The organism is Novosphingobium sp. 9, from assembly GCF_025340265.1.
In the GTDB taxonomy this organism is placed as follows: Bacteria; Pseudomonadota; Alphaproteobacteria; order Sphingomonadales; family Sphingomonadaceae; genus Novosphingobium.
On the sequence record NZ_CP022707.1, the window covers coordinates 1,270,603 to 1,293,952 of the forward strand.

Annotated in this window: 27 protein-coding genes and 1 pseudogene; 5 read left to right on the forward strand and 23 right to left on the reverse strand. The window is 62.4% G+C overall.

All coding sequences use genetic code 11. The features are described 5' to 3' along the window. Window positions 1-566: 566 nt before the first annotated feature. Window positions 567-1,949: a 30S ribosomal protein S12 methylthiotransferase RimO gene (rimO, locus tag CI805_RS06395; protein WP_260927312.1), complete on the reverse strand. Its 1,383-nt coding sequence runs from the start codon at window positions 1,947-1,949 to the stop codon at window positions 567-569. Between the two features lie 140 nt (window positions 1,950-2,089). Here rimO and CI805_RS06400 point away from each other — a divergent pair, with 140 nt between their 5' ends. Beyond that, window positions 2,090-2,482, forward strand: coding sequence for a DUF1761 domain-containing protein (locus CI805_RS06400; protein WP_260927313.1), 393 nt, complete (start codon window positions 2,090-2,092; stop codon window positions 2,480-2,482). A 4-nt stretch (window positions 2,483-2,486) separates the two neighbouring features. On the opposite strand, the gene CI805_RS06405 is transcribed toward CI805_RS06400, so the two are convergent. From CI805_RS06405 to serS, 4 genes and pseudogenes are all read right to left on the reverse strand, one after another. Beyond that, window positions 2,487-3,518: a potassium channel family protein gene (locus CI805_RS06405; RefSeq protein WP_260927314.1), complete on the reverse strand. Its 1,032-nt coding sequence runs from the start codon at window positions 3,516-3,518 to the stop codon at window positions 2,487-2,489. A gap of 11 nt (window positions 3,519-3,529) precedes the next feature. Continuing rightward, entirely contained in the window at window positions 3,530-4,534 is a 1,005-nt protein-coding gene (locus CI805_RS06410) for a LysM peptidoglycan-binding domain-containing M23 family metallopeptidase (RefSeq protein WP_260927316.1), read from the reverse strand. A 98-nt stretch (window positions 4,535-4,632) separates the two neighbouring features. After that, window positions 4,633-5,397: a 5'/3'-nucleotidase SurE gene (gene surE, locus CI805_RS06415; protein ID WP_260927317.1), complete on the reverse strand. Its 765-nt coding sequence runs from the start codon at window positions 5,395-5,397 to the stop codon at window positions 4,633-4,635. After that, window positions 5,397-6,675: pseudogene (gene serS / locus CI805_RS06420) on the reverse strand (serine--tRNA ligase). Before serS ends, surE begins: the two are co-directional and overlap by 1 nt. 266 nt (window positions 6,676-6,941) lie before the next feature. Here serS and CI805_RS06425 point away from each other — a divergent pair. Then, window positions 6,942-8,006 (forward strand): DHHA1 domain-containing protein, encoded by a 1,065-nt coding sequence (locus tag CI805_RS06425; RefSeq protein ID WP_260927319.1) that lies wholly within the window; start codon window positions 6,942-6,944, stop codon window positions 8,004-8,006. A 116-nt stretch (window positions 8,007-8,122) separates the two neighbouring features. Here CI805_RS06425 and CI805_RS21065 read toward each other — a convergent pair whose 3' ends face one another. Both CI805_RS21065 and CI805_RS06430 read right to left on the reverse strand, forming a co-directional pair. Then, window positions 8,123-8,401, reverse strand: coding sequence for a BA14K family protein (locus CI805_RS21065; RefSeq protein WP_409934940.1), 279 nt, complete (start codon window positions 8,399-8,401; stop codon window positions 8,123-8,125). Window positions 8,402-9,869: 1,468 nt separating this feature from the next. Then, window positions 9,870-10,121, reverse strand: a complete 252-nt coding sequence (locus CI805_RS06430; protein ID WP_260927320.1) for a hypothetical protein — start codon at window positions 10,119-10,121, stop codon at window positions 9,870-9,872. A gap of 635 nt (window positions 10,122-10,756) precedes the next feature. On the opposite strand from CI805_RS06430, the gene CI805_RS06435 reads away from it, so the two are divergent. From CI805_RS06435 to CI805_RS06445, 3 genes are all read left to right on the forward strand, one after another. Then, on the forward strand, window positions 10,757-10,933 hold the full coding sequence (locus CI805_RS06435) for a hypothetical protein (protein ID WP_260927322.1): 177 nt from the start codon (window positions 10,757-10,759) through the stop codon (window positions 10,931-10,933). Between the two features lie 57 nt (window positions 10,934-10,990). Continuing rightward, a complete protein-coding gene (locus CI805_RS06440) occupies window positions 10,991-11,242 on the forward strand; it encodes a hypothetical protein (RefSeq protein ID WP_260927324.1) in 252 nt (83 codons plus the stop codon). A 248-nt stretch (window positions 11,243-11,490) separates the two neighbouring features. Next, window positions 11,491-11,697: a hypothetical protein gene (locus CI805_RS06445; RefSeq protein ID WP_260927325.1), complete on the forward strand. Its 207-nt coding sequence runs from the start codon at window positions 11,491-11,493 to the stop codon at window positions 11,695-11,697. A gap of 435 nt (window positions 11,698-12,132) precedes the next feature. Here the strand turns inward: CI805_RS06445 and CI805_RS06450 are convergent, their stop codons facing one another. The 16 genes from CI805_RS06450 to CI805_RS06520 all read right to left on the reverse strand — a co-directional run bounded on the left by CI805_RS06450 (window position 12,133) and on the right by CI805_RS06520 (window position 23,339). Next, the gene (locus CI805_RS06450) at window positions 12,133-12,534 is read right to left on the reverse strand and encodes a hypothetical protein (RefSeq protein ID WP_260927326.1); all 402 of its coding nucleotides are present in this window, start codon (window positions 12,532-12,534) and stop codon (window positions 12,133-12,135) included. Further along, entirely contained in the window at window positions 12,534-13,061 is a 528-nt protein-coding gene (locus tag CI805_RS06455) for a glycoside hydrolase family protein (protein ID WP_260927327.1), read from the reverse strand. The genes CI805_RS06450 and CI805_RS06455 overlap by 1 nt, the downstream gene beginning before the upstream one ends. Then, window positions 13,054-13,329: a hypothetical protein gene (locus tag CI805_RS06460; RefSeq protein ID WP_260927328.1), complete on the reverse strand. Its 276-nt coding sequence runs from the start codon at window positions 13,327-13,329 to the stop codon at window positions 13,054-13,056. The genes CI805_RS06455 and CI805_RS06460 overlap by 8 nt, the downstream gene beginning before the upstream one ends. Further along, on the reverse strand, window positions 13,326-13,697 hold the full coding sequence (locus tag CI805_RS06465; RefSeq protein ID WP_260927330.1) for a hypothetical protein: 372 nt from the start codon (window positions 13,695-13,697) through the stop codon (window positions 13,326-13,328). The genes CI805_RS06460 and CI805_RS06465 overlap by 4 nt, the downstream gene beginning before the upstream one ends. Before the next feature lie 3 nt (window positions 13,698-13,700). Then, window positions 13,701-14,267, reverse strand: coding sequence for a hypothetical protein (locus tag CI805_RS06470; protein WP_260927331.1), 567 nt, complete (start codon window positions 14,265-14,267; stop codon window positions 13,701-13,703). After that, window positions 14,264-14,548 (reverse strand): hypothetical protein, encoded by a 285-nt coding sequence (locus CI805_RS06475; protein WP_260927332.1) that lies wholly within the window; start codon window positions 14,546-14,548, stop codon window positions 14,264-14,266. The genes CI805_RS06470 and CI805_RS06475 overlap by 4 nt, the downstream gene beginning before the upstream one ends. Window positions 14,549-14,560: 12 nt before the next feature. Further along, a complete protein-coding gene (locus tag CI805_RS06480; protein ID WP_260927333.1) occupies window positions 14,561-14,692 on the reverse strand; it encodes a hypothetical protein in 132 nt (43 codons plus the stop codon). Between the two features lie 12 nt (window positions 14,693-14,704). Continuing rightward, on the reverse strand, window positions 14,705-18,472 hold the full coding sequence (locus tag CI805_RS06485; RefSeq protein WP_260927334.1) for a hypothetical protein: 3,768 nt from the start codon (window positions 18,470-18,472) through the stop codon (window positions 14,705-14,707). 86 nt (window positions 18,473-18,558) lie between these two features. Then, window positions 18,559-18,828 carry a hypothetical protein gene (locus CI805_RS06490; protein WP_260927335.1) on the reverse strand — a complete coding sequence of 90 codons (270 nt, stop codon included), beginning with the start codon at window positions 18,826-18,828 and terminating at the stop codon, window positions 18,559-18,561. A gap of 102 nt (window positions 18,829-18,930) precedes the next feature. Then, window positions 18,931-19,494, reverse strand: a complete 564-nt coding sequence (locus tag CI805_RS06495) for a hypothetical protein (RefSeq protein WP_260927337.1) — start codon at window positions 19,492-19,494, stop codon at window positions 18,931-18,933. 10 nt (window positions 19,495-19,504) lie between these two features. Continuing rightward, window positions 19,505-20,041, reverse strand: coding sequence for a putative phage tail protein (locus CI805_RS06500; protein ID WP_260927339.1), 537 nt, complete (start codon window positions 20,039-20,041; stop codon window positions 19,505-19,507). Then, entirely contained in the window at window positions 20,041-20,412 is a 372-nt protein-coding gene (locus tag CI805_RS21070) for a baseplate J/gp47 family protein (RefSeq protein WP_409934941.1), read from the reverse strand. The genes CI805_RS06500 and CI805_RS21070 overlap by 1 nt, the downstream gene beginning before the upstream one ends. Then, window positions 20,391-21,176 (reverse strand): baseplate J/gp47 family protein, encoded by a 786-nt coding sequence (locus tag CI805_RS06505; RefSeq protein ID WP_409934942.1) that lies wholly within the window; start codon window positions 21,174-21,176, stop codon window positions 20,391-20,393. Before CI805_RS06505 ends, CI805_RS21070 begins: the two co-directional genes overlap by 22 nt. Then, window positions 21,176-21,682 (reverse strand): phage GP46 family protein, encoded by a 507-nt coding sequence (locus CI805_RS06510; RefSeq protein WP_260927340.1) that lies wholly within the window; start codon window positions 21,680-21,682, stop codon window positions 21,176-21,178. The genes CI805_RS06505 and CI805_RS06510 overlap by 1 nt, the downstream gene beginning before the upstream one ends. Continuing rightward, window positions 21,679-22,248: a phage baseplate assembly protein V gene (locus CI805_RS06515; protein ID WP_260927341.1), complete on the reverse strand. Its 570-nt coding sequence runs from the start codon at window positions 22,246-22,248 to the stop codon at window positions 21,679-21,681. Before CI805_RS06515 ends, CI805_RS06510 begins: the two co-directional genes overlap by 4 nt. Further along, a complete protein-coding gene (locus tag CI805_RS06520; protein WP_260927351.1) occupies window positions 22,248-23,339 on the reverse strand; it encodes a phage baseplate assembly protein in 1,092 nt (363 codons plus the stop codon). The genes CI805_RS06515 and CI805_RS06520 overlap by 1 nt, the downstream gene beginning before the upstream one ends. Between the last annotated feature and the right edge of the window lie 11 nt (window positions 23,340-23,350).

Here is a 23,350-nt window from a genome sequence, read left to right on the forward strand (position 1 = left end):
CTGAAAGGCACTGTCTGTATCGCCCGAATCGCTTAATGCTGCAAGTGCGAAATGACATTGTGCAGTCGCGAGCGATGGCGATCTGTCCCGATCGTGGGACAGACCTAAAATTTGGAGGAGTTTTCAAAGGGAGGTCGCAAGTCGCGAGGGCATCTGCCGCAGGCGAAAAAAAAGGCTAGCGTAGGCCAGCCTTTATGGAAGTTTTTGGGAGAGGATGCCTGAAAGGCGCTTCTTATATGCCTGCAAGCTCGATTTTGGACAAATGCGAAAAAGATGGATATGATTGCAAGATATGCACTCATGAGGTGATTTTGCTGCAATCACTACGCTTTTCGGAATTGCTGTAGCTGCGAAGAAGGGAAGCGCACCGGTGCTTTGCGCTCACCTCTCCGGCGGGACAAAGCAAAAAAAAAGGCCGGTCAGAAGACCAGCCTATTTGAAAGTTTTTGGGAGAGGATGCCTGAAAGGCATGCTCTTTATGCTTGAGGTGCGCCTCTGCCGCAAATGCGAAAACTTTTACGTTCTTGCAGAATTTGCATTTGCATTGGGATGCAAATTGATTCGCGTCAGCTGGACGTTATCGCTCCGAACAGATCATGCTCGTCCGCATCTTCGATGATAACTTCAACGATATCACCGGCTTGCAGGTCACTGCCAACATCGCGCAGGTAGACGTTTCCATCGATTTCGGGTGCATCGGACTGCGAGCGACCCGTTGCGCCGATCTCGCCATCTTCATCCGGCTCGCCAACGTCATCGATAATGACCGGGAGCACGCGCCCGATTTTTGCCTGCAGCTTGGTGGCGCTGATAGCCGCCGTCTTTTCCATGATTCGCTCGTAGCGCTCCTGCTTGACGGCTTCCGGCACAGCGTTCGGCAGGTCATTGGCAGAAGCGCCTTCGACGGGTTCGAACTTGAACGCGCCAACCCGGTCGAGTTGTGCTTCGTCCAGCCAGTCCAGCAGGTACTGGAAATCGGCTTCGGTCTCGCCGGGGAAACCGACCACGAAGCTGGAGCGAATGGTAAGATCGGGGCAGATTTCGCGCCACGATCGCAGACGTTCGAGAACCTTCGCCTCGTTCGCGGGCCGCTTCATCGACTTCAGCACCGAGGGCGCTGCGTGCTGGAACGGGATGTCGAGGTAGGGGGTGACGAGCCCCTCGGCCATCAGCGGGATGACCTGATCGACATGGGGGTAGGGGTAGACGTAGTGCAGGCGCACCCAGGGGTGGTTGCCTTGCGCGTCCGTCAACTGGCCAAGCTCGCGCGCGAGGTCGGTCATGTGGGTACGGACTCCGCGGCCTTTCCAGGTGCGGGTCTCGTGCCGCACATCGACGCCGTAGGCCGAGGTGTCCTGGCTAATGACGAGCAATTCGCGTGTGCCGGCCTGCACCAGCTTTTCCGCTTCACGCAACACGGCGTCGATGCGGCGGCTCGCCAGCTTGCCGCGCAGCGAGGGGATGATGCAGAACGAGCAGGCGTGGTTGCAGCCCTCGGAAATCTTCAGATAGCCGTAGTGGCGCGGGGTCAGCTTGACGCCCGCCTCGTCGTAGATCTGAGGGATCAGATCGACATAGGGTGACAGTTCGGGCGGTGCGGCATCGTGCACCGCTTCGACCACGGCCTCATACTGATGGGCACCGGTCACGGCGAGCACATCAGGGAATTTCGCGCGGATGGCCTCGGCTTCATTGCCCATGCAGCCGGTCACGATAACACGGCCATTCTCGGCCATCGCCTCGCCGATTGCGGCCAGGCTCTCTTCCTTGGCGGAATCGAGGAATCCGCAGGTGTTGACGAGCACGACATCGGCACCGGCATAGTCGGCGCTCATCGTGTAGCCATCGGCGCGCAGGCGCGTGAGGATGCGTTCGGAATCGACCAGAGCCTTCGGACAGCCGAGGCTCACCATGCCGACTTTGGGCGGGGAGGGGATTTCAATAGCCATGGGATTGGCGCGCCCGATACGCGTTTTGCCCCTGAAAGTCATCAGGGAAAGGCGTGCATGTGATTCGCAACAGGCTATCCTTTGAATGCCGTTCGCGCTAGGCCCTGCGCAGGGGTTTCCAAAGTCTGGGGAATTTGCAGATGGGTCCGGTGAACTGGTTGGGTGTCGTGCTGGCTGCCGCGGTGGCGTGGCTGGTCAATCTGCTGTGGCACCGGGTTCTTTTTCGCCCCCGGCGCATGCTGATCGCCTCTAACGAGCGCCAGCCGGACAGCGCGCTTTCGGTTGCTGTGATCTTGGTGATTGCCGCCATCATGCTGGGCCATTTCTATGCCCGCATCGGCGTGGACATGATGAAGGCCAAGCCCTGGCTCTACTTCATGCAGTCGGGAGGCCTTGCCATTGCCTTTGTGATTCCCGCCGTGTGGCTGACGCAGCGTCGCAGCGCACTGGAGCCGATGCGCCGCTTGCTCGACTGCGTGGGCTGGCTGGTCGTCTACCTTGCCATGGGCACGGTGTTCTGGGCGCTGGGATAACGACTCATCGCGGTGCGGTGACGGCTATTTCCATGATAACATCGCCGGGTTCGAGAACATGCGCTTCGGATTCCCAGAAGCCGATCATCCGTTTGCCCCGATAGACGCGCAGGCCCTTGCCGGTGCCGATGCTCTCCAGCGGGCGTCCGACTTCCTCCGGGCGGATCGGGCGTTCGACCAGTTGCACGCGGCCTTCGGCTGAGGCGAGGTCGGACATGTAGTCCGCCGTGTGCTGCCCTTCCGCCGAGCCTGCCAGTAGAAGCCCGGTAAAACGCACCGGGTTGATGACGTTGTTTGCACCTGCTTGCCGGGCGAGTTGCTCGTTATCGTCGGCGCGTACGACGACAGTGATCGGCACGCTGGGGGCCAGATGGCGCGCCGTCAGCACGATCAACACCGAGGTATCGTCGCGCCCGGCGGAAACCAGCACGGTACGCGCGGTGGAAATGCGCACGGCGGTGAGTGTCTCGTCGCGAGTCGCATCGCCTTCCATGACGTTGCAGCCCATCGATTCGGCATGCGCGAGGCGTGCGGGCGAGGGATCGACGACCACTATCTGTCCCGGTTCGGTGCCGCGCGCGACCAGTTCGTGTACGGCTTCCGAACCGCTCACGCCAAAGCCGAGCACGACGATATGGTCTTTCAGGCGTTCCTGTATGCGCCGCATACGCCAGGTCTCCCAACTGCGCTTGATGATGAAGTTATAGGCCGTGCCCACGAAGATGGTGATGACGGCAAGACGGATCGGCGTCACCAGAACAGCCTCGATCAGCCTTGCGCGATCGCTGACCGGAGCAATGTCGCCAAAGCCGGTCGTGGTGATCGAGATCATCGTAAAATAGACGACATCGAGGAAACTGACGGTGTTGTCGTGCGTGTCCTTGAGGCCGCCACGGTCCATCCAGTGGACCAGTACCACCAGCCCGATCAACGCAAAGGCTGCACCAAGGCGCAGGCCCACGTCAGCCCAGACCGGTACGCGCAAGGCCCTGCGCAAAGGGCGGAAGCTGAGGGGATTGACGCGATGTCTGGCCATCGCGGCTGAGGTTAGGGCGCGGGAGGCAGCGCGTCCAGCGGATCGACCGGTTTGCCGTCGTGGCGAACCTCGAAGTGCAGTTCGGTGCTCTTGGCAAGCCCGGTATCGCCCACGATGCCCACGCGTTCCCCGGATCGCACGGTTTCGCCCTGCTTCACGGTCACGCGCTGGAGGAAGCCATAGGCGGTGGCCCAGCCATTGCCATGATCGACGACCACCAGATTGCCGAACTGGTGATACTTGTCCTCGGCACCGGCGAAGACGACGGTTCCTGCGGCGGCCGCCCGTACCGGAGCGCCTTCGGCACCTGCGATATCGAGGCCGTCATGTGTGGAGCCGCTAGGGCTGTACCCGCGACGGATCGCGCCCTTGAGCGGCCAGGCAAAGCGCGCTGTGGAGGGCTTGGCGGGCGAGGGGGTTGCGATCGGAGCCGCTGCGACGGCGGGGAGGGCGGAGGCCCCCGGTTGCATCGGTTTGCCCATCACGGTGGGGATGATCAGTCGTTGACCGACGCGGGGCGGGGCTTTGGGGTCGAGGTTGTTGGCGGTCGCGATCTGCTCCCACGGCATAGCCAGATCGTAAGCGATGCTGAACGTGGTTTCGCCCGCCGCCACGACATGGGTGCGGCTTCGCGGCAGGATCAGGTGCTGGCCGACACGCACGCTGTAGGGTGCTGCGATGCCGTTGGCCTCGGCAATCAGGCTTTGCGACAGACCGGCCTTGCGGGCGATGCCGCTCAGGGTCTCCCCGGCGGTGACGATATGGCTGTCTGCCAATGGCGCCTGCGGGGCAGGGGCGGGCGATGCGTCTGGGTCCTGCGGTCCGCGTGCGGCGATCACGCGGCGTGCGGTGCGCTCGGCATCGACCGAGGCATCGCCGCGCGGGATGTCGAGCTTCTGGCCGACATGGACCACGAACGGGGCTTCGAGGCCGTTTTCCTCGGCGATTTCGCGCGGTTCCACTCCGGCGCGGTTGGCGATGCCGTTCAGCGTCTCGCCGGGGCCCACAACATGCACGCTCTCCTGTCTGAGGTTAGCCGGTTTCGCATCCGGCGCGGCAAGCACCGGCATTGCGAGAAGCGCGGCTGCGCCCGAGAGCAGGAGAACGGCGGGCCTCACTGGGCGTACCGTGCCGAAAGGGCGGCCATCGAGGCGGTGTGCGTGAGATCGACGTGCAGCGGTGTCACCGAGATGCAGTTCTGCGCGATGGCCTCAAGATCGGTGTCACGGCCCGGCGTGTGCTCGATGCCATGGAGGCCGAACCAGAAGTAGGGGAAGCCGCGCGGGTCTATGCCTTCGACCACCGAGCCGCGTGCATAATCGTGAAAGCCCTGACGGACCACGCGCACACCCTGAACATCGCTGCCCAGCACGGGCGGGAAATTCACGTTAATGAGCGTGCGGGGCGCGAACGCCATGTCGAGCAGCGGGCGCAGGACCTTGGCGCCCCATTCCTCTGCGGCGGAGAAATCGACATTCCTGCCAGCGTCTTCTCTGGTCGGGACCTGGCTCAGCGCGATCGAGGGGATGCCTGCCAGCGCGCCTTCCATGGCGGCGGAAACCGTGCCCGAATAGGTCACGTCGTCGCCGAGGTTCGCCCCGCGATTGACGCCTGAGAGGATCAGGTCAGGCAGGCCGGGCATGGCCTTCTTGATCCCCAGCGTCACCGAATCGGTTGGCGTCCCGCTCACCGAGAAACGTCGCTCGGCGTGCTGGTGCAGCCGCACCGGGCGGTTCAGCGTCAGTGAGTGCCCGGCGCCGGACTGTTCCTCGCTCGGCGCGCAGATCCAGATATCGTCCGAAAGCTGCGCGGCGATCTTCTCCAGCACATAGAGGCCGGGCGCGTTGATGCCGTCGTCGTTGGTGAGCAGGATGCGCATCAGAACGCGGGCTCCAGCTTCTCGATGCTGCCCATCCATGGCTTGAGCACGTCCGGCACCAGCACCGAACCATCCGCCTGCTGGTAGTTTTCCAGCACGGCAACGAGCGTGCGGCCGACCGCCAGCCCCGAGCCGTTCAGCGTGTGCAGGAACTCGGTCTTCTTCGAGCCTTCCGGCTTGTAGCGCGCGTTCATGCGGCGCGCCTGGAAATCGCCGCAGTTCGAGATCGAGCTGATTTCGCGGTAGGCGCTCTGGCCCGGCAGCCACACTTCCAGATCGAAGGTTTTCTTCGCCGTTGCGCCCATGTCACCGGCGCAGAGCAGTACCTTGCGATAGGGCAGTTCCAGCGCCTGCAGGATGCCCTCGGCTGCCGCGACCATGCGTTCGTGCTCGGCCTCGCTCTCTTCGGGGCGGGCGATGGTGACGAGTTCCACCTTCTCGAACTGGTGCTGGCGGATGAAGCCGCGCGTGTCACGCCCCGCCGCGCCCGCTTCCGAGCGGAAGCAGGGGTGAGGGCGGTCATGCGCAAGGGCAGCGTGGCCTCGTCGACGATCTGTTCGCGCACCGCATTGGTCAGCGAGACTTCTGCGGTGGGGATCATCCAGCGACCGTCGGTGGTCTGGAACAGGTCTTCTGCAAACTTCGGCAACTGGCCGGTGCCGAACACGGCATCGTCCTTCACCAGCAGCGGCACGTTGCATTCCATGTAGCCGTTCGCATCACTCTGCGTGGTCAGCATGAATTGCGCGAGCGCGCGGTGGAGGCGCGCCATCTGGCCTTTGAGGAACGTGAAGCGCGCCCCGAGAGCTTGGCGCCGGTCTCGAAGTCGAGCCCCAGCACCGGGCCAAGATCGGCGTGTTCCTTGGGCTTGAAATCGAAGCTACGCGGGGTGCCCCAGCGTGAGACTTCGACGTTCTGGCTCTCGTCCTCACCTTCGGGGACTTCGGCGACGGGAATGTTGGGCAGTACCGCCAGCGCATTCTGGAGCTGTGCCGAGATGTCCTTTTCCTCGGCTTCGAGCGCGGGGAGGCTGTCCTTCAGTTCGGCGACTTCGGCCTTGAGCGCTTCGGCGGTGGCAGCGTCGCCCTGACCCATCGCCTTGCCGATCGCCTTAGAGGCTTCGTTGCGGCGGTTCTGCCCCTCCTGCATGCGGGTGGCGAGCGCGCGGCGTTGCTCGTCCAGCTTCAGGATTTCGGCGGCAACGGGGGCAACCCCACGACGGGCGAGGCCGGCGTCAAACGCTTCGGGATTCTCGCGGATCAGACGAATGTCATGCATGGCCGCGCTATGCCGTTTCACGCGCATCGGCGCAAGGCTGCGCGGCAGCCGGGCGCATGGTTGCCGTGCGGTTTTGAACGGTTGCGATGTCAGGGTAAGTTGCCGGAAACAAAGGCCATCCCGAAGGATGGTGGGCGCGACAGGGATTGAACCTGTGACCCCACCCGTGTGAAGGGTGTAAATCGGTGAAAATTAGCAGAAATCCGTCCACAGTTTGTGGAACGAACCATGATTCAAAGGCGAACGAAATAGCATCTGCTGACCATTTGCTGACCACGCCTGTTCCGGAAGCGTTCTCATGGGCGCCGGATATGGTCATATATCATGACAAGTGCGCCGATGGAATTGTTGCCGCTTGGGCGTGCTGGAAACGCTGGGGCAGCACCCCGAACTACGTCGCAGCGAACTATGGATACCAGCCGCCGGAAGACGTGGCGGGCAAAAATATCCTGATCGTCGACTTCAGCTACCCGGCCGATGATCTGCGCGCGATGGTCGCGGCTGGCTGCAAATCGATCGTGATCCTCGACCACCACAAGACAGCGCAGGCCGCGCTGCACGAGTTCGCTGTCGGTGAGTACCAGGATACAGGCACCGTGGATGGCGTGGCGGCGATCCTCGATGACCTGGATAGCTTCAGTTTCGATCCGGTGGTGCCCTTCTTCGACATGAATCGCAGCGGCGCGCGGATGGCATGGGATTTCGCGCATCGCGGCGCACTGGCGCCGCGGCTGGTGGCATTGGCCGAGCGGTACGACCTTTGGCGCTTCCAGCCAGGGACGATGGCTCACGCCGAGCTGCTTCACCTTGCCCTGCAGGCCGGTCCGCTAACGATCGAGCGGATGGAAGCCATCAACGAAGTGCTGGAGGAAGGCGATGGCCCGTTGATCGAGGGGGCAGCGATCTACGACTGGCGCGCCCAGCTGATCGAAGAGATTGCCAGCCGCGCGCATCTTCGCACCGTGGCGGGCATCGAGGGCGTGATCTCGGTCGAGTGCCCGTATTCGCTCGTGTCAGCCGTCGGCCATCATCTGCTCGACAAGCACCCAGCCGCACCGTTCGCCGCCATGTCTGTATCGAGCGAGCACGCCGTCACCTGGTCACTGCGAAGCCGTGACGATCGCATGGACGTCAGCTCGGTGGCCAAGGGGCAAGGCGGCGGCGGGCATCGCAATGCGGCTGGGTTCCGGATCGCGAACCTCGACCGCGAGGCTCTCCGCGAGCGCCTCTTTGAGATCGCCGCAGATCTTTCGACGGGCAACCCTGTGTGGACAGCAGGTGATTTGGCTGATGCCATGCTTGCAGATCGTGCAGCGAGGTGCCTCGTCTGATGGCAAATGGCCTCTGGTCTTGCAAACAGGCTAGGCGAAGCAGCATCGTTTCGCCTAGCCCGCTAAAAATGCCTTAATCAGTCATAACGCAATTCGTCACTGCTAAGCTTCATGCCTTACAGCCTGCAAATCGCGGTGTGCCCGCGACGATAGACATAGCGATCGGTGCGCGGGTTGTAGCTGCGATAACGTTCCGAGCATTGCTCGACATGTCTTTGCCATTGATCATGCGAGTGGCGCCAATGTGGTGGGGGCGGCGGTGGTGGCGGAGTATCATCGCGATGGTGTCGCATTTCGGGGGGCGGTGGTGGACCATTTGGGTCGGGCTGTGCGTGAGCCTGCGTTCCTGCCGCAATGATGAAAGTTGCTGCAGCCGCGAGAAGTATCTTGCGCATCACATTCTCCTCTTCAAAGGACTGTAAAAACGCCCTCCGAGCATAACGGTTGCTGCTTGCTTTCGGTGTGAATGCGCCTCATTCTCAAGCCGGCTATGCAACAGATTACTCATCTGCCTGTCGTGGGGTGGACGGATAATTGAGGCGGCTGGTCGTAAATCTGCCGCTCGTTGGGAGAGGTTCATATTATGCCGGACAGGCGCTCGTCTGAAGAGGAGCGTACGCCATGCTGATTTCGATGTTACCAGGCTTTTTACGCTGCGCCTTTGATTATCACACCGTCTTGCCAAGAAATGTAAAGTGGGATGAATCCCATTTTACATCGACATGTGAATGTTGTGGAGCGATGGTGTATCGCGAACGAAAACACGTTTGGCGTAAAACAGATCATAGCGGGAACGTTGCCAAAAACTAAACCGCTGAGGAGCTCGGTCTCGCGGCGCGGTCGCCACGCCCCCTTTTGGCGGTCGGGCTATGATAGACCCTAATGCCGCTGGCAGCACAAAAGTTTTTAACTCAAAATCGGAAACTTCGTGGGCGCTAGCCCCATTGCCAAGCTGCGTAATTTGCCGCATTTGTAGATAGCTGAGGCGACGCGCGATAGCCGCGACCTGTATGGGTTGTCTCAGCACCGGTACGAGCACTCACGAGAGTGAGGGGGAAGCAGTCCGGGCCGCTGCTGCGCGGGAAGGCCCACTATCGCAGGACAGTCATGAGCGATAATTTGGTTACGATTGTGATGGGTTTGGCGGTAATCGCCGCTTTGGCGCTGGCATACGCGCCCTTGTGGTCTGATGGAATGCTTGCGCTATTTTTCCACTAAGTTCCTCAGCACCTGTCGCATGGCTATTGCAGCTTGGGGGGCGACTCGGGCGGGCCAATCCAACTTTCATGCGATCATCAGACCGTTCTCGACATCGGCCGATTCGCCTAGGTATGCTATGAACGCCGGAATCTGGTACCGGGCGCTCAGGCTGCTAGGGCTGAGTTACCACCCCAGATATCCCACCACGACCGTTTGACCACACCTGAAAAAAACGGGGATTGCCATGTTGTCCGACGACGAACGCCGAATTTTGCATGCGATGGATCAGATCGTTTCAAAAGCACACAAAAGAGGCTGTCATATTGTCCGATTTATGGTGCAGGAAAACATTTGGCTCAGGTTACTCAAGAATATTGAGAAAAACTTTGAGAGCGACATAGCTATGGTTGGTCCCAAAAGCTACAGAGGCGTTTTCGTAGAGTTCCATAATAGTGATGCCAGTAAAATCTATTTCAAGGATGCACCGGACATCTCGTCGTCATGCTGAGATTTTGACCGGAAATCCAGCCAAGATTTTGGGAATTTACTTTATGCGGGCAATAGCTAATCAGCGTTAATTCGTCTTTGGATGAGCAGGTATGCGCGCTCAAAAATGCCGGATCGGCCCAATCACTTTTTCTCCTTCAAGACGACCCGGTGGAGCTAATTTGATGCGCGTTGATTTGGCTCATCTTCTGGCCGCACCCATTCGAAGCCTTCAAGGATCGGAACTTCCTCTAGAGCCTGAGTGGTCTCCTGGACGATCGTAAGCCAAAGGCCGTCGAAATCAGGGATCACCGCCATTGTCGCGCCCTCGGCCAAAGGAAACACGCTGGGGTCAACCTCGACTGCAACGCCTAATGGTATGGTTGCCTCGAGCACATGCTTGCGCTGGATATGGATGCGAGACTCCATAGGGTGGATTTATCAGCAACCCACCTTTCTGTCACCATTAGGAAAAAACCCGAGGCAGGAGACTACCTCGGGCTTAGTTTCATGGGTTTCGTAAAACCCTCGGGTCGCACGTGAGTGATAGCGCCGAAAGGTTAACCTGTCGCCTCATTTCAAAATTTTCATCGCCGCCGGTTTTTGGGTGGCAACTATTCATCCTTTCGGGATTTTCGTAGAGGCTGGCATGCTGACCCCGTTTGTTAGCCAGCATTTGACCGGGCTGCTTCAAGTTGGCTGGACCCTCCGGACCAGCCCGGTCAAGTCTATTGCGATGTGGTTCCTTCCTGCCGATGGTCTGACCCTAGACCGTCGGCATTTTTCGTGTGCCCGAAACTGTTGCGCGCGACGGAAATGATCGCCCAGAGCGACGTCTGGGCTGCCACGCAACCATCTCGGCATTTCGATAGAACGCAAACGGCGCGCTAGCATTTGTGCAATGCTTGGCGCAGCAAACCACCCTTCGTTCGTCAGTAGAAGGCCGTGTTGGTTCTGTCCCTCTAAAACGGGTCCGGCCCGGTCACTTCTGCTCATAGCAACCTTTTTCTGCCCTCGTGCACTTAGCCTTTGCTGCGACCACGCGGCCAACAAAGGAGAGCACCATGAGTGTCAAAGGTGAAATGAAAGAAGCTGCCGGCTACGTGAAGGAAGAGGCATTCGAACACGGGAAGTCCCCCGAGGCGCACAAAAAGGCGCAGGAGGGGCGGGATCTGCGTAACGAAGGTCGCGTCGAGGACGGTAAGGCGCCCAAGACGACCGAGCCCGGCACTGGCAAGTAATGCAACGCTGGCCGGTGCTATCCGCACCGGCCGGTTTGCCATCCGAGGCACCGCGTCATGTTCACGCAACTCAATCCAACCATCCCGCTGCACATCCTTGGCAAAGGCGATGGATATGCCATCGGCATGATCGACTATGGTCAAGAACACAATTTGATCTGGGTGACTGCGCTCGATTGCTCAGGTGAGATTTGGTGCGCGCCCAATGCCACTGTCCGACTTGGAAGAAACTGGACCATGGGCCGAGCCGAAAATCCGCTGATTACCAAGGACAAGGCGGGAGAGAATGCCGGGCCCGTTTCGACCTAGGGTTACCAGTCTATTCTACTTCGTCACGTGCCCCCACACTGCACCACCACCCCCTGCGCCTTAAAGAAGGTGCACAGCCGCAGTCCGGCGGCCCGCCCGCGTTACCCATACCGTAGGCGCGCGCCTGCGGCGCTGCGGCTTTGACCGCCCAGATGGCATACAGGACGGCCATCCATTAAAATTTTGAAAGGGAGAACACGGGGTGTATCTTCGATCAAAACCGGCAATTTCCATCGCGGAGAATTGTTATGGATAAGATCGAATTGGTTGCTCGGGAAATTTGCCATGCTCGTGGGCAGAATCCCGATGAGCTGATCGACGTCTCTGAGGGTTTCGAAAACGTTGTGCGGTTTGAACTCCGCAGAGAGATACCAAAAATTTCGCTCTGGAAATCGAACGTTCCTCTCGCGGAGCATATCGTTGCGGCTCTAGAGAAGTTCGATAAGGGCGGATGACCCCTCCGACGCGGTTCCTCGGGAAATCAGCGTGGATTTGCAGTAAGCCGGTGTGCGGCCCTAAATGAGTACCCCCGCCGCTCCCCGTAAATTCGTCCATCTTTTGCCGAGCTTTGACGACGGCACGAAGTGGTCTATGTCGGCCACGACTGCGGGGATCGCGCTTTTGGAGCTGCCCCGAACGCCCCGCAGTCAACTTTCCCTTCGCCTTGGAACGTAACGGTCCGTCGGCATTTTCATAATGCTTGGCGCAGCGAACCACCCTTCGTTCGTCAGTAAATGACCGGGTCGGCTCGTCCCTCAAGCCGGGTTCGACCCGGTCACTTTTTCTTTATGGTAGCGCTCTTGGGCCAAGCCTCCACCGTCATTCGGTGCCGCTCGGCACAGTCGCCATACTGCGCGATGAGGCCCTGCTCCCAGACGCCGCGCTCCGGATCAAGGAGCGGGCTTGGCGGCGCCGCTACCGGCGGACACAGCTGGCGCAGGTTCGCCTGAAGCTCGGGCGTTGGCGTCGGCGACCGCATCGTCGAGCACGCTGCGCACAGCGTCAGGAGCAGCGCAATCGGCACTGACCGGGCGATCCTTGTAGATGGTGCGAATTTCATTGGTGCGGGTCTCGCTTCTCACGCCAGCGTCCTGGCGGCTTTGCTCATAAGTGGCGGCGGCGGCGTCGATGCGGTCGGTCTGCTTCTGCAGGTCCTTGGCGGTTGCCTGGACCTGCTTCAGAGCACCGCTATCCCGGTGCCAGCCCTGCGCGGTCCAGCCTGCACCAAAGCCCGCGACGGCCAGGGCCAGGCCACCGGCGGCGTAAGCCCATGTGGGCACGATCAGGCCCATCAGCGCTGCTTCCCCGTAAGGCAAAACGACTGCTCTTCGCCTCGGCGGCGCACGAGGCCGGGATACCGAACGCCGCGCGATGTGACGTACCAACCGGGAAATGCCTTGCAGCCTGCCGTCCACCGGCCTGCATTGAAGGCCTTGGCCATCGGCGAGCGGCAGAAAGCGGCAGGCCCAGCGTTATAGCTGACGTCGATTGAGGCACCGTAGGCAAGCTGGTGCGCCGGAGCGGTGAAGTCGGGCACGCATTTGACGATGGCAGGGCCATAGTCCTTCGCCATCCGCGCACGCAGCTTGGTGGCGCACGCGCTCTTCGAATAGATCACGCTCGGATCGACCTGACGCTCGCCGTAGCACTGCGTCAGGTATCCGGCCGGATCTTTGTAGACCGGGCCGCTATAGCCCTCGTTCGGCTCGGTGAGCACCGGAGCGACCAGCGCAACGGTAGCCGCCGTGAACGCGGTGAGCGCGGCGCCGGTCAGTTTCTTGCCCGGCGTCCAGGTTTGCTGCTTCTGGGCATCAGCCATTGGTCTTGGCCTCCCGCTTGGCAGCGATCTTCTCGGCCGCCGCCGGCTGCTTCACCAACTGGGCGAAGAGCGACATGGCAAACATGCCGTAAGCCAGCCACTGCGCATACGGCAGCAGGTGGCGCAGGTCCGGCGGCATATTGCCCCACACATCCCCCACGCTGGCCGCGACCGGCCCCAACGCCAGGCCAACCGCCTTGAAGCGGACGGACCACAGGCGCCAGTACGAGGCCCACGCCTCGTCCAGCCTGATCCTCAGTTTCGTCATTCGTCAGTCCCTCCCTTGAGGCCGAAGAGCACCCCGGCCGCAGCCTGCAGCCTGCCCTTCAGTGCGTCGAAGGCCGCGCTCTTGCCGGCCTCGATGATGGTGGAGGCGAAGCCCCCGAAGCCTACGCCGGTCCAGAAAGAGGTTCCGGGCGCGAGGCGGTGATCGATGATGGTGAGACAGGTGCCCATGACGGCCAGTCCAGTCAGACACAGCTCGGGTAAGAGGGTTTTTCCCTTGATGAGAGGGATGCGTACGAGCAGGCACGCCAGCGCCCCGGCCGACACCGGCACGATAGGGATGGTCATTCCTGCGATCGCGACGAGCCCGGTTCCTGCCGCCATCGTGGCCCGGGATGCCATCTCGCTCATGTATTAGGGGTGCCCCATTGCTCCTTTGCCGACGGCCACCATGGCAGCGATCAGCACGACGACGATGAAAATGGCGATCGGGCGGGCGAGGCGCCGCAAAGGCCCGCGCGAATCGACAGCGATGGCCTGGGCACGAACCGTGCGAAGGCCCACGATGATGCGGTCATAGGAGACGACGAGGATCGCCATCCATGCCACCGCCATGGGCATGGCGATGATGTCGGCCCAGCGTTTGACGGCAAGGATCTGCGCGATCGTCGCGCCGGTGACCTCGCCGAACTGGGTCATGTAGACCACTTCGGGCAATGACCGGACAAAGGCTGTTGCCGCCGCAATTCCGATCATCAGCCTGAACTGGAAGGCCGGGCTGCCCCAGCCATCGATATGCCGGTACCGCCAGCTGTCCCGGCTCATCCAGCAAGAGGTACTGGCCCCGAACATGGCGATGCACAGCAGAGAACCCAGCGCGAACCCGTAAAGCCACCCGCTGTTGTCGAAGCTGGGCGGATACGGCGAATGCGCAGTGGCCAGCGCTGTGATCCGGGCATCAAGCCCAGGCGGCGACGTCACCCTTGCTCTTCCGCCGCGCTAGGATCGTCTTCGGCTGCCTCCGCCACCACGTCCTCAAGCGTCACGTCGACAACCATGCCAGTGTCGAGGATCACGCGGACCGGCGAAGCGGTCTCGGCGAGATCGGCGGAGGCTGTCAGCGCCCCGCTGGTGACCGCGAACACGTCGGCGGATTGGTAGATGATGGCGCCACCGGCCTCGTCCATGACGGACATGCCGACAGCAGCGTCGCGGCGGATGGTGAGCGCCTGGTAATTGGCGATGGTCTGGGATGCTTCCACGAGTGGGCTCCTTCAGTAAGTCACATTGAGGCGGATGCGGATGTTGATGGCGTGAGCCGGCAGTGCATCGGTCAGGATCAGTGCAGGCCCAGCGATGCCGATCGCGAGCAAGGCTGCGAATGGCCAGAGCTTGAGAATTCTCACTTCTGCGGCTCCTTACTGGGCGTCGATCAGGACGATCTTGCCGGTGTCGGTGACGAAGGATTTGACGAAGTTGAGGCCGGTCAGCGCAGCAGCGACGGTCAGCGTGCCGCCGATCAGCGAGAACTGGCCCAGTTCACCGCCGCCCCACTGGCGGTCCCAGCGTGCGCCATCGATGCCGGTGGCGATGACGGTGCCCTCCGCTGCCGAGGCGGCGACGGTGAACACGTAGTCGGGCTCGCGCTGGAAGGTCTCCGAGAGCCAGTCGAGCATGGCATCGAACTCAGGCGACATCACCTTGAGCGCGGCGATGCCATCACGGGTAGCCGTCAGGTTGAGCCCGGTCTGTGCCTGGAACGAATCCGACCAGGTGACCGACAGGAAGGGCTGGGACCGGATCGCAAAGCCGCGATCGAGCTGCGCCGCTGAAAGGGCATCTTCCATGCCGGGGTTGTCCGGTGCGGGAGTGCTGGCGATCCAGCTGGTGCCGTAGTTGGTGACGGTGGGCGTGAAGATGTGTCCGCTGGGATTAGTCAGCGCCGCCGGGTTGGTATCGACCGCCTTGGCCGCCGGTGCGGCGATCCAGTTGCCCTCGGTGACGATCTGGCCTGCCGGAATGTTGGTGGCATCAAGCCAGGGGTACGAGCCCTCACCGCTGACGTTGTAGCCCGAGGTGATCTTGAAGGGCACGATCAGGTTGCGGGCGAGCTTCTGCGTGTAGCCTGCCTGCCATGCCTCGGGCCGGGCATAGACGGCATTGTACATGTCCATGCCTGCGATGTTGTCGCTGGCCTCGAAATTCTGGACGTAGGATGACACCCCGCCCTGCAGGAACAGGAACTGGCCATAGTCCCACAGCACGCAGTTGCTGATCGTGAAGTTGTTCAGCGTGGTGTACTGCAGCGACAGCTGGAACATGTCAGGGTGCGTCGATGCCCCACTGACCGCCGGGGCCGCGCTCGTGAGGTAGGAGAAGGTGCTGGTGCCCGTCTTCTTGATCACGTCGATGGTGGCATAGATGTGCGGGTTGTCCGCGCTCGCGACGCCTGGCGTCGAGGCATAGACCGGCAGGGGAATGGCGGTTGCCAGATGCACCCACGCCGCGCCGGTCCATTCCCATGGCCCGAAATCGGCGCCCGCCGTGGTCACGAAGCCGCGAGCATGGGCGACAGGGTTGAGGGCCGCTTGCAGATCCGCAGCCGTTGCATAGTTCGTGCCCATGCAGTTCGGCCAAGTGTCGGCAAGGCGAACGGCGCCGAGGCCACGCATCACGCGGTAGACGCCCCGGTTGAGCACGCTCGCCCCGGTGTAGGGGTCGATGTGGTCGCCCGCGTCGGTCGCGTAGACGTAGAACAGCATGTCGAGCGGGAGCACACCGGCATCGACATCGCTTTGCGCGGCGGCCAGCGTCTCGTACTTGGGGCCTGCATCGCCTGCGACCATCTTCGCGCCGCTCGCGGTCAGCGGCGGGCTCATGTTCGCCATGTAGCCCGGATAGCTGCCGCCCTCGGTGCTGGGCGGATAGAGCGTGCTGGTGCGGGACTGGTTGCCGTACAGGAAGCGCGATACCGCGTCGGTCGCAATCGCCTGTCCGGCATCGGGGCGATAGCTGTGCAGATGCAGCTGACGGTCGGTGGGCAGATCCGTGACGGTCAGCCCGGCGGCATCCAGCGTCTGGATGCCGTTGCCGACATCGACGCACAGCTGATCGCGAGCGTGGTAGACATCATAGAGCGCGACGGTCGATCCCTGACGGATCGCGTGCTTGATCGAGCCCGAGAGCACGCCGCGCCCGAAGCCGAACATATCCGACCACAGGCGCTCGCCGCGCACCCCGTCGATGTCGTAGGTGACGGCAGTCGCGTTGGTGCCCGCCAGCTGATCCATCGCGCGACCGAGCCGGTTGAAGCACACGTCGCGAATCTTGAAGTTGACGCCGCCAAGGCGCCCACAGCCGATCCAGCGCGCATCGTCGCTCTTGTACGTCTCGTTGAAGTACGTCCGGTCGCGCCCGCGCGTGTAGTGCTGGGTGATGCCCGAAAAGCAGCTGTCCTCGATGTCACACAGGCCCAGCGATGCCAGCTGGAATGAGACAACAAAAGACTGCCCGATCTGCTCACCAGTCGTCGCGCCGCGCGGGAAGCAATGCGCGTGACGGTGAGTGATCGTGCCGGTGTTGCGCGTGGTGTTCGTGCTGACCGAGCGGTACTGGCCCCAGCGCTTGGGGTCGGAAAAGGCGCCCCGGATCTCGAACGCGGTGTGGGTGCCGGTGCCAACCGCAATGTCGGCATCGTAGTAGCAATCGCCAAGGCACGCGAAAAACGGCTCGGCGAGGTTCGTCGGTGTAAGGTCAAGCGCCTGCGTCCGGTTCGGCAGCAGGTAGGTGTTGCTGTCCGGCTCGCTCGACAGTTCCAGCTCGATCAGGCTTTCGGCATGGAGGTAGGGCTCGCTGTTCGGGCCGCTGCGCCACTCTGCCACCGGGCGGATCGAACCGTCGGTGATCCGGGTGCGACCCTTCTTCATGCGCCAGGCCTTCATGTTGATGGCCCGGTCGGTCGCGCTGGTCTGGTAGTAGCTGTCGCCGAACGTCTTGGTGCCGCAGACCGGCGCCATGTTCGGCAGTGGCGGCCCGTTCTTGATCAGGCGCACGTCTTCGACCAGCAAGGTCCGGGTTGCGCTCATGCCGGAGGCATAGGCAGCGGCCTGGAAGCCGGGGCGAACGGTGCCGGCAGCAGTCGCCTTGCCTTCCGACCACACGAGGTAGAACGTCACCCCGCCATAGGTGCCGAACACGCTATAGCCCCAGCGCCGGGCAGACGAGGTTGCCGAGGCAATGGTGCCGTCCGCATTGAGCGAAAGATTGACCTGCAGCGTCGGGATCGTGCCCGAGACGGCGGAGGGCAGGAAATAGAGGGTCTGTGCCGTCGTGAAGGACTGGACCGCGACTATGGCCTCGACGCGGATCAGATCACCGGCAACGAAGGCCTGGGTGATGTTGGGGAATGAACAGGGGTTCGCATAGGCATAGGTGCCGAAGTTGATCGCCATCCCGAGACCGGCTGTGCCGTAGATCGAGGGATAGGTATGTGCGCCTGCATAGCTGACCGTCGTGGCCGTCGTCTTGCTTAGGTAAAGCGGATCGGCGGTGCCCGGCGCGGTGCCGGTGTTGAACGGCGCGCCGACATAGCTGGCCGCCGGGCTGAAATCGACGCCCACGATATTACCCGACGTGTCGTAGTGGACGATCTCCTGATCATCGAGCGTCGAGAACTCCCAGTAGCCCTGCGCATTGCGGAACGCCCGGCCCGCCGTGCTGCGATAGCGCGGGGCCTCAACGATGCCGGTATCGCCATAGTCGATCACCAGCGCGCGGCGGACCGAGGCGGCTGTGGCTTGGGTGAGGGCAGAGTAGCTTGCGGCCACGCCTGCTTGCACCTCCGCCAATCCAGCCTGCGTGGCTGAGGTCCAGGTCCACGCCTCGTGCGCTGCAGACCACGAATAGAAACCGGAATTGGGCACGCTGGCGCCAGTAACGGGATCGGTATGGTTGCCGTCCTGCTGGGGCACAACGCCGACCTGGCCGTCCTGCGATCCGACGACACCTTCAAGTGCAGCCCACGTCAGCTGCAGCGTTGCGCCGACATAGGTTTCCATCAGCGCAATGCCGGGCGCAAGGACCTGATTGGCTGTAGCGCCGCGCTGGGCACCGTCCTGCCAGACCGGGATCAGTTCGCTACCAACGAGCGGCGAGGCGGCTGCAGGATAATTCGGAAGAGTGGTCATAGCGCGCCCATGAAAAACCCCGCCGAAGCGGGGCGAGGTAGACAGCCGACCGGGACAGGCCCGGCCGACTTTCGCGGCAGTTCGGTTTAGGCAGTGGCGCTCGGATCTGCCTGCGCGGCAGCAGGTTCCGCATCCGCATCCGCAACTGCACTCACCGGTGCAGGGTTCGCAGCCAGAGCGGCATTGAGGCTGTCGGTGACGGTGGCGATCTGGCCGGAGACGTCAGCGTCGACGGTAGCGAGTTCGGCATTCGCGGCCGTAAGCGCGTCGGCGTTGCCCTTGTTGGCATCGATGATCGAGGTGGCGGCGGCGCTCAGCGCGGTGAGAGCGCTTGCGGTCTGGGTCATTGCGGTCATGAATTTCATCTCCTCGAGGGTGCTGGGCAGCAGGATCTGGCCCGACAACACGGCCCAGGCGTGCTTCAGGCGGACGGGAAAGGGATGTGCTTTGGTCATTGGTCAGTGCCCCCAGGCGCGCCAGCGGATGCCACCAGCCGCCGCGAAACCGGACGTGGTATGGCTCTGGACGTAAAGCAGAGCGGAACCGGTGCTGAGGGTGACCTCCTGGATCGTCGCATTGCCGGAATCGTCGGAGGCGGTGTTGCGGACCATCGCGCCCACGCCAAGGCAGGCCGTCGGGAACCCTTCGAATGGAAAGTTGAGCGTGAAGGTGCCTTCCGAGCTGGGGATCGAGGCCAGGATGCCGCCCATCTCGAGATAACCGTCGGAGTTGGTCCGCTGCCAGTTGCCGGACGTATCGAAGCTGAGGCCGACGCTGTTGATGGGGGCGAACAGCGCGCGCAAAGCTTCGAGCACTTGGCCGTTATCGGATTTCGCCGGCGCGATTCCGCCAGCCGTCACAATCGCCATCAACTCCTCCTGGATGATGTTGGCGAAATCGGCGGTGAAAATCGTAGGGGCGACGCCGGTGGCAACATTACCGCGTGTAAAATACCCCGGCGTGCCAGCCGCCTGCGGCGCCGGTAGCGCGGCAACCGCGCTGGCGTGATCGATACGAAACATCAGGGCCTCGCTATTGAATGAATATGGTGGTCTGCGCGGGCTTGAGCGCATTGAGCTCGCAAAGCAGCACGTCGTTGCTGAGCCCGCCGGTGTTGCTGTGCACGGTGATGATCCAGGCCGTGAGCCAGTCGTCATCGTAGAGGGGCGTTTCGACAGTGCTGACCGACACGCGGAACGGCGAGATGTAGGAGATGGTAATCTCGAAGCCGATCGCGGCTGCGAAAGCGATGAAGAACGCCTCGTTCTGCCCACCACCGGCCATGAACCTCGAAAGCACCTGAGCTGCGCGCTGCTCGATCGTGGCATTCGGCCCGGCGCAGGGATCGGGAAGGGCGAGTGATTCCTCCCATTCGGGCACGAGGTCGAGATTGCTGCCCGGTAGGGACTGATCGAGCAGCAGTGTCGCGGCGGCATCGAGGCGGGCCCAGGCTTGCGCTAGGGCAAGGACCAGAGATTGCTGTCCGCTGCCCGGCTCGGCTCGCCACACGCGGCCGCGCGGGAGCAGGGCGCGGATGGCGCCTTCATAGTCGTCGGCTGTGCGGGCCATCAGGCGTACGTGATCGTTCCGGCGACAGGCAGCGCGCCGGCGTTGGAGGTGATATTGCCGGTCGGACCGGGCGTGACGCCGCCAGCCGACGCCGTGATCAGCGTGATCACGAAACCGGCCGCGCCCGAGACTGCCGCAATCTTCGCCTCGATGGTACTGAGCGGCGTTTCACCGCCAGGCACCGCCGTTGCGAGCAATGCGGCGGCGAAAGCTTCGTCGATCGCGTCCTTTGTCGTCTCGGTGGCGTCGGATAGACCAGCGATGGTGAGGTCGATGGTGTTGGGTGTCGGTGCGACGGCGTAGACCACGGCGGTGACCGGCTGCTCGGCTGCCAGATCGTTGGCGATTGTCAGCTGGTCTCCCGTTGCCACCGGTCCGCGGGTCTCCGAACTGGATACCCCGTTCGTGCCTTGGGGAACCCGCCGTTTGCAACCTGTGCCTCATCCATCATGAACAGGACGGCCACAGTGCCGGTGCCATAGAGGCCTGGCTCGCACCAGGCGCGCGATACGCCGGAGATCTCGAGCGCCCAGTTCACGTAGTCGGATTTCGACCCACCGGATGCGGGCTCGGAATAGGCTGCGATCATCCGCGTGCGAAGGTCATCGTCGCTCTCGACGTCGGCGCCGCCGGTGATGGCAACACTCACCGTGCCGAGCGAGTTGATGCCCGATATCGCCGAGTTGAGCGAGACAGTGGTGCCTGCAACGGTGCTCCCGCTGGCCCCGGCGACAGTCGCGGTGACCGATGCGATCGCAACGCCCGCATCCAGCGCGACGTCAGCATCGACCGAGAAGGTCACGCCGTCCGAGCGGGTGACGATTGTCCCTGCCGGAATGGTGCCGCTCGAACCATTGAACGTGATCTTGCCGGTCGCGGCCACGGCAGCCTTGCGCGTGACGCGCTTCAGCGCTGCCCAGCCTTCCAGATATTCGTCTTCGGCCGTGAACGGGACAGACTGCCGGGCGATCCAGTCGAGATAGCCATAGAGGCCGTTCGCCAGCGCCGCCTCGACGTCGCCCAGAACCGTCAGGTTGCTGTAGCGCAACAGGGCATTTACACCGGGAAGGCCGGCCGCAATGTCGGCAGCGACCTGTTGGCGCAGCGTAGTCAGGGTGGGACGAGAATAGGGCATCAGGCAAGGTCCCAGACATTGGCGAAGCGCAGCGTAAGCGAGGTGTTGCCGCGGCGGATAACGATCTGCACGCCGAGCATCCCCGGCTTGGTGTATTCGGTCGTGACATCGACGGAGGATGCGACCCCATCCTCGATCAGCCAGGCCAGCACGGTCTGGATGTCGTCCCTGACTTGCGTGAGCAGGGTTGCGCTCCGCTTTGCGCGCTGGCGGAGCCACAGCTTCGATCCGATCGATCCGCCCCACCATCCGCGCCGGTCGCCCGTCTGATCCGGCAGGGTGTCGTCGTCGCTGGCAACAGCGTCCGAGAACAGGCTGATGAGTACGGCGGTCGTGATCTCATCCGAGCGCTGAAGCGTCGGTGTCGGGATCGCATTGATCAGGCCACCAGCCTCGTCGACGACAGCCTCGCCGTGTTGGTCAGTCCAGATCATCGGCCATTCGGGATCGAATACCCAGTCGCCGGTGCCAGCCGCTGTGTCCCAGCTGGTGATGATGTCGGTCATACGGTGTGATCCGTCTTGCCGCTGGTGTCGGTGCCCTTGCTGACTTCGATGTGGCCGTGCGCGTTATAAGCGTCGCGCAGGGCGCCGAGCTCGACTGCCGCGCCATTGGTGTCGCCGGTCAGCGTACCCGCCACAGCTACATTCCCGGTGAACTCGACCTCAGGACAGTCGAAGGTAATCTTGCTGGCATTCTGGATGACAATTTCCAGACCCGCCGCGTCCAGCACTGGACCAGCGGCGGTCAGCTTGAAGATCGCACCGCGCTCGTCGAACAGCGCGGTGTCGCCAGCTTGCAGGTCTTTTGGCCGCGAGGCCCGATGGCTGGTGGCAATCACGATCGAATTGGACCGGTCGCCGCCGCGTCGGAGCACCACGACTTCGGAGCCCAGCGGCGGCACAGAGTGAAAGCCGAATTCCGTCACGCGCTTCACATTGTCCGTCACGCGGCTGAAGAAGCCTGAGCCTGCCGCGCCTTCGGTAACCTGCATCGTCTGCACGTCACCGCTGTCGTCGTGGACCGTCATCTTGCCGATCCCCAGCAGGTTCTGGAGGATGCGAGCCATCATCAGATCAGCTCCGCCGCATTGACCGGCTGAAGCACGATCGGCTCCGGCGTGAACGCTTCCTTGCGCATGCAGACCAGCTCGGCCGTGGTCCCGGCTTCGTTGGTGCGCCGAAAGGTCACTTCGGAGATTACCAGGCTTTCCTCGGCATCCATGTCGGGCAACGAGACCGGCACCTGCGTATTGGGGGCCCAGAGCGTGCCTGCGCTATCGCGCCAGCTGTCGATCACGGCGCGCGCGATATACGAGCGCCCCGCGCGCCGCGCGTTCTCCCACTTCGCCTTTTGCTGGACGAAGGCCTGTGCATCGGTGGCGACAGCTTCGGCCACGAGATAGATCAGCCGGTGCCGGGTGACGTTGGGGTCCTTCTCCTCGTGGAAGAAGTCCTGCCCTTCCAGATCGCCCAGCGAGTCCGTGGTTTGCATCGTGCAAACGTAGTTGGAGTACCGCTGGTCCATCGACTTCTCGAGCGACCATGCCTGGACGTTCTCGCCGTACTTCATCCCGCTGGCCGCAGTCGTGGTGCCAACAGCGGCGAGGCCGAGGTGACCTTCGCCGGTTTCATAGGCGAGGAGTCCGGCGTTGCGCGCGAGTCGCTGGATGATGTCGGCGCCCGTTTCGCCATAATTGATCGGCCACTGCGGCACGTCATCGCCCGGCGAGGCGCCGTTCAACATTTCAACGGTGATACCGTAAGCCGATGCGAGCTTGGTCGCGATCGTCAGCGCGTTGCCGCCGATCAGCTGGTGCGATGGCCACTCGGCACTGCAGTCGACCAGATCTTGCGTATAGCCGCGCCCCTGAACGGCAATGGTGTGGGTGTCGGCATCGCCGCCTGGAATGACCCGGTCGACATAGCCGGTGATGACCCGGTCGCTGCCCAGCTTCACGATGCATTCGTCGCCGGGGTTGATGGGGATCGATACCGAGGGCGGCTTGCTGGCCTTGACCTCGAAGCCGTTCGGGAAGGCTTCGGCTCGTAGGGTGACCTCGATTTCCTCCCAGCCGGTGTAGTCGATGCCCTCGATCTTGAGGGTCAGCTGGTTCGGGTCGATGTCCTTGGGGTTGACGACGATCTCGCCTGTGTCGGTCATGCAGCGAGCGC

Excerpts from the sequence above, each read along its gene's own strand:
- CI805_RS06400 (WP_260927313.1), top strand. The coding sequence starts at position 2,090 with ATGGGTCCGGTGAACTGGTTGGGTGTCGTGCTGGCTGCCGCGGTGGCG.
- rimO (WP_260927312.1), bottom strand. The coding sequence starts at position 1,949 with ATGGCTATTGAAATCCCCTCCCCGCCCAAAGTCGGCATGGTGAGCCTC.
- CI805_RS06510 (WP_260927340.1), bottom strand. The coding sequence starts at position 21,682 with ATGACCGACATCATCACCAGCTGGGACACAGCGGCTGGCACCGGCGAC.
- CI805_RS06460 (WP_260927328.1), bottom strand. The coding sequence starts at position 13,329 with ATGACGAAACTGAGGATCAGGCTGGACGAGGCGTGGGCCTCGTACTGG.
- CI805_RS06455 (WP_260927327.1), bottom strand. The coding sequence starts at position 13,061 with ATGGCTGATGCCCAGAAGCAGCAAACCTGGACGCCGGGCAAGAAACTG.
- CI805_RS06465 (WP_260927330.1), bottom strand. The coding sequence starts at position 13,697 with ATGAGCGAGATGGCATCCCGGGCCACGATGGCGGCAGGAACCGGGCTC.
- CI805_RS06515 (WP_260927341.1), bottom strand. The coding sequence starts at position 22,248 with ATGATGGCTCGCATCCTCCAGAACCTGCTGGGGATCGGCAAGATGACG.
- CI805_RS06450 (WP_260927326.1), bottom strand. The coding sequence starts at position 12,534 with ATGGGCCTGATCGTGCCCACATGGGCTTACGCCGCCGGTGGCCTGGCC.
- CI805_RS06520 (WP_260927351.1), bottom strand. The coding sequence starts at position 23,339 with ATGACCGACACAGGCGAGATCGTCGTCAACCCCAAGGACATCGACCCG.
- CI805_RS06500 (WP_260927339.1), bottom strand. The coding sequence starts at position 20,041 with ATGGCCCGCACAGCCGACGACTATGAAGGCGCCATCCGCGCCCTGCTC.
- surE (WP_260927317.1), bottom strand. The coding sequence starts at position 5,397 with ATGCGCATCCTGCTCACCAACGACGACGGCATCAACGCGCCCGGCCTC.
- CI805_RS06485 (WP_260927334.1), bottom strand. The coding sequence starts at position 18,472 with ATGACCACTCTTCCGAATTATCCTGCAGCCGCCTCGCCGCTCGTTGGT.
- CI805_RS06440 (WP_260927324.1), top strand. The coding sequence starts at position 10,991 with ATGTTCACGCAACTCAATCCAACCATCCCGCTGCACATCCTTGGCAAA.
- CI805_RS06495 (WP_260927337.1), bottom strand. The coding sequence starts at position 19,494 with ATGTTTCGTATCGATCACGCCAGCGCGGTTGCCGCGCTACCGGCGCCG.
- CI805_RS06435 (WP_260927322.1), top strand. The coding sequence starts at position 10,757 with ATGAGTGTCAAAGGTGAAATGAAAGAAGCTGCCGGCTACGTGAAGGAA.
- CI805_RS06405 (WP_260927314.1), bottom strand. The coding sequence starts at position 3,518 with ATGGCCAGACATCGCGTCAATCCCCTCAGCTTCCGCCCTTTGCGCAGG.
- CI805_RS06490 (WP_260927335.1), bottom strand. The coding sequence starts at position 18,828 with ATGACCGCAATGACCCAGACCGCAAGCGCTCTCACCGCGCTGAGCGCC.
- CI805_RS06430 (WP_260927320.1), bottom strand. The coding sequence starts at position 10,121 with ATGGAGTCTCGCATCCATATCCAGCGCAAGCATGTGCTCGAGGCAACC.
- CI805_RS06445 (WP_260927325.1), top strand. The coding sequence starts at position 11,491 with ATGGATAAGATCGAATTGGTTGCTCGGGAAATTTGCCATGCTCGTGGG.
- CI805_RS21065 (WP_409934940.1), bottom strand. The coding sequence starts at position 8,401 with ATGCGCAAGATACTTCTCGCGGCTGCAGCAACTTTCATCATTGCGGCA.
- CI805_RS06505 (WP_409934942.1), bottom strand. The coding sequence starts at position 21,176 with ATGCCCTATTCTCGTCCCACCCTGACTACGCTGCGCCAACAGGTCGCT.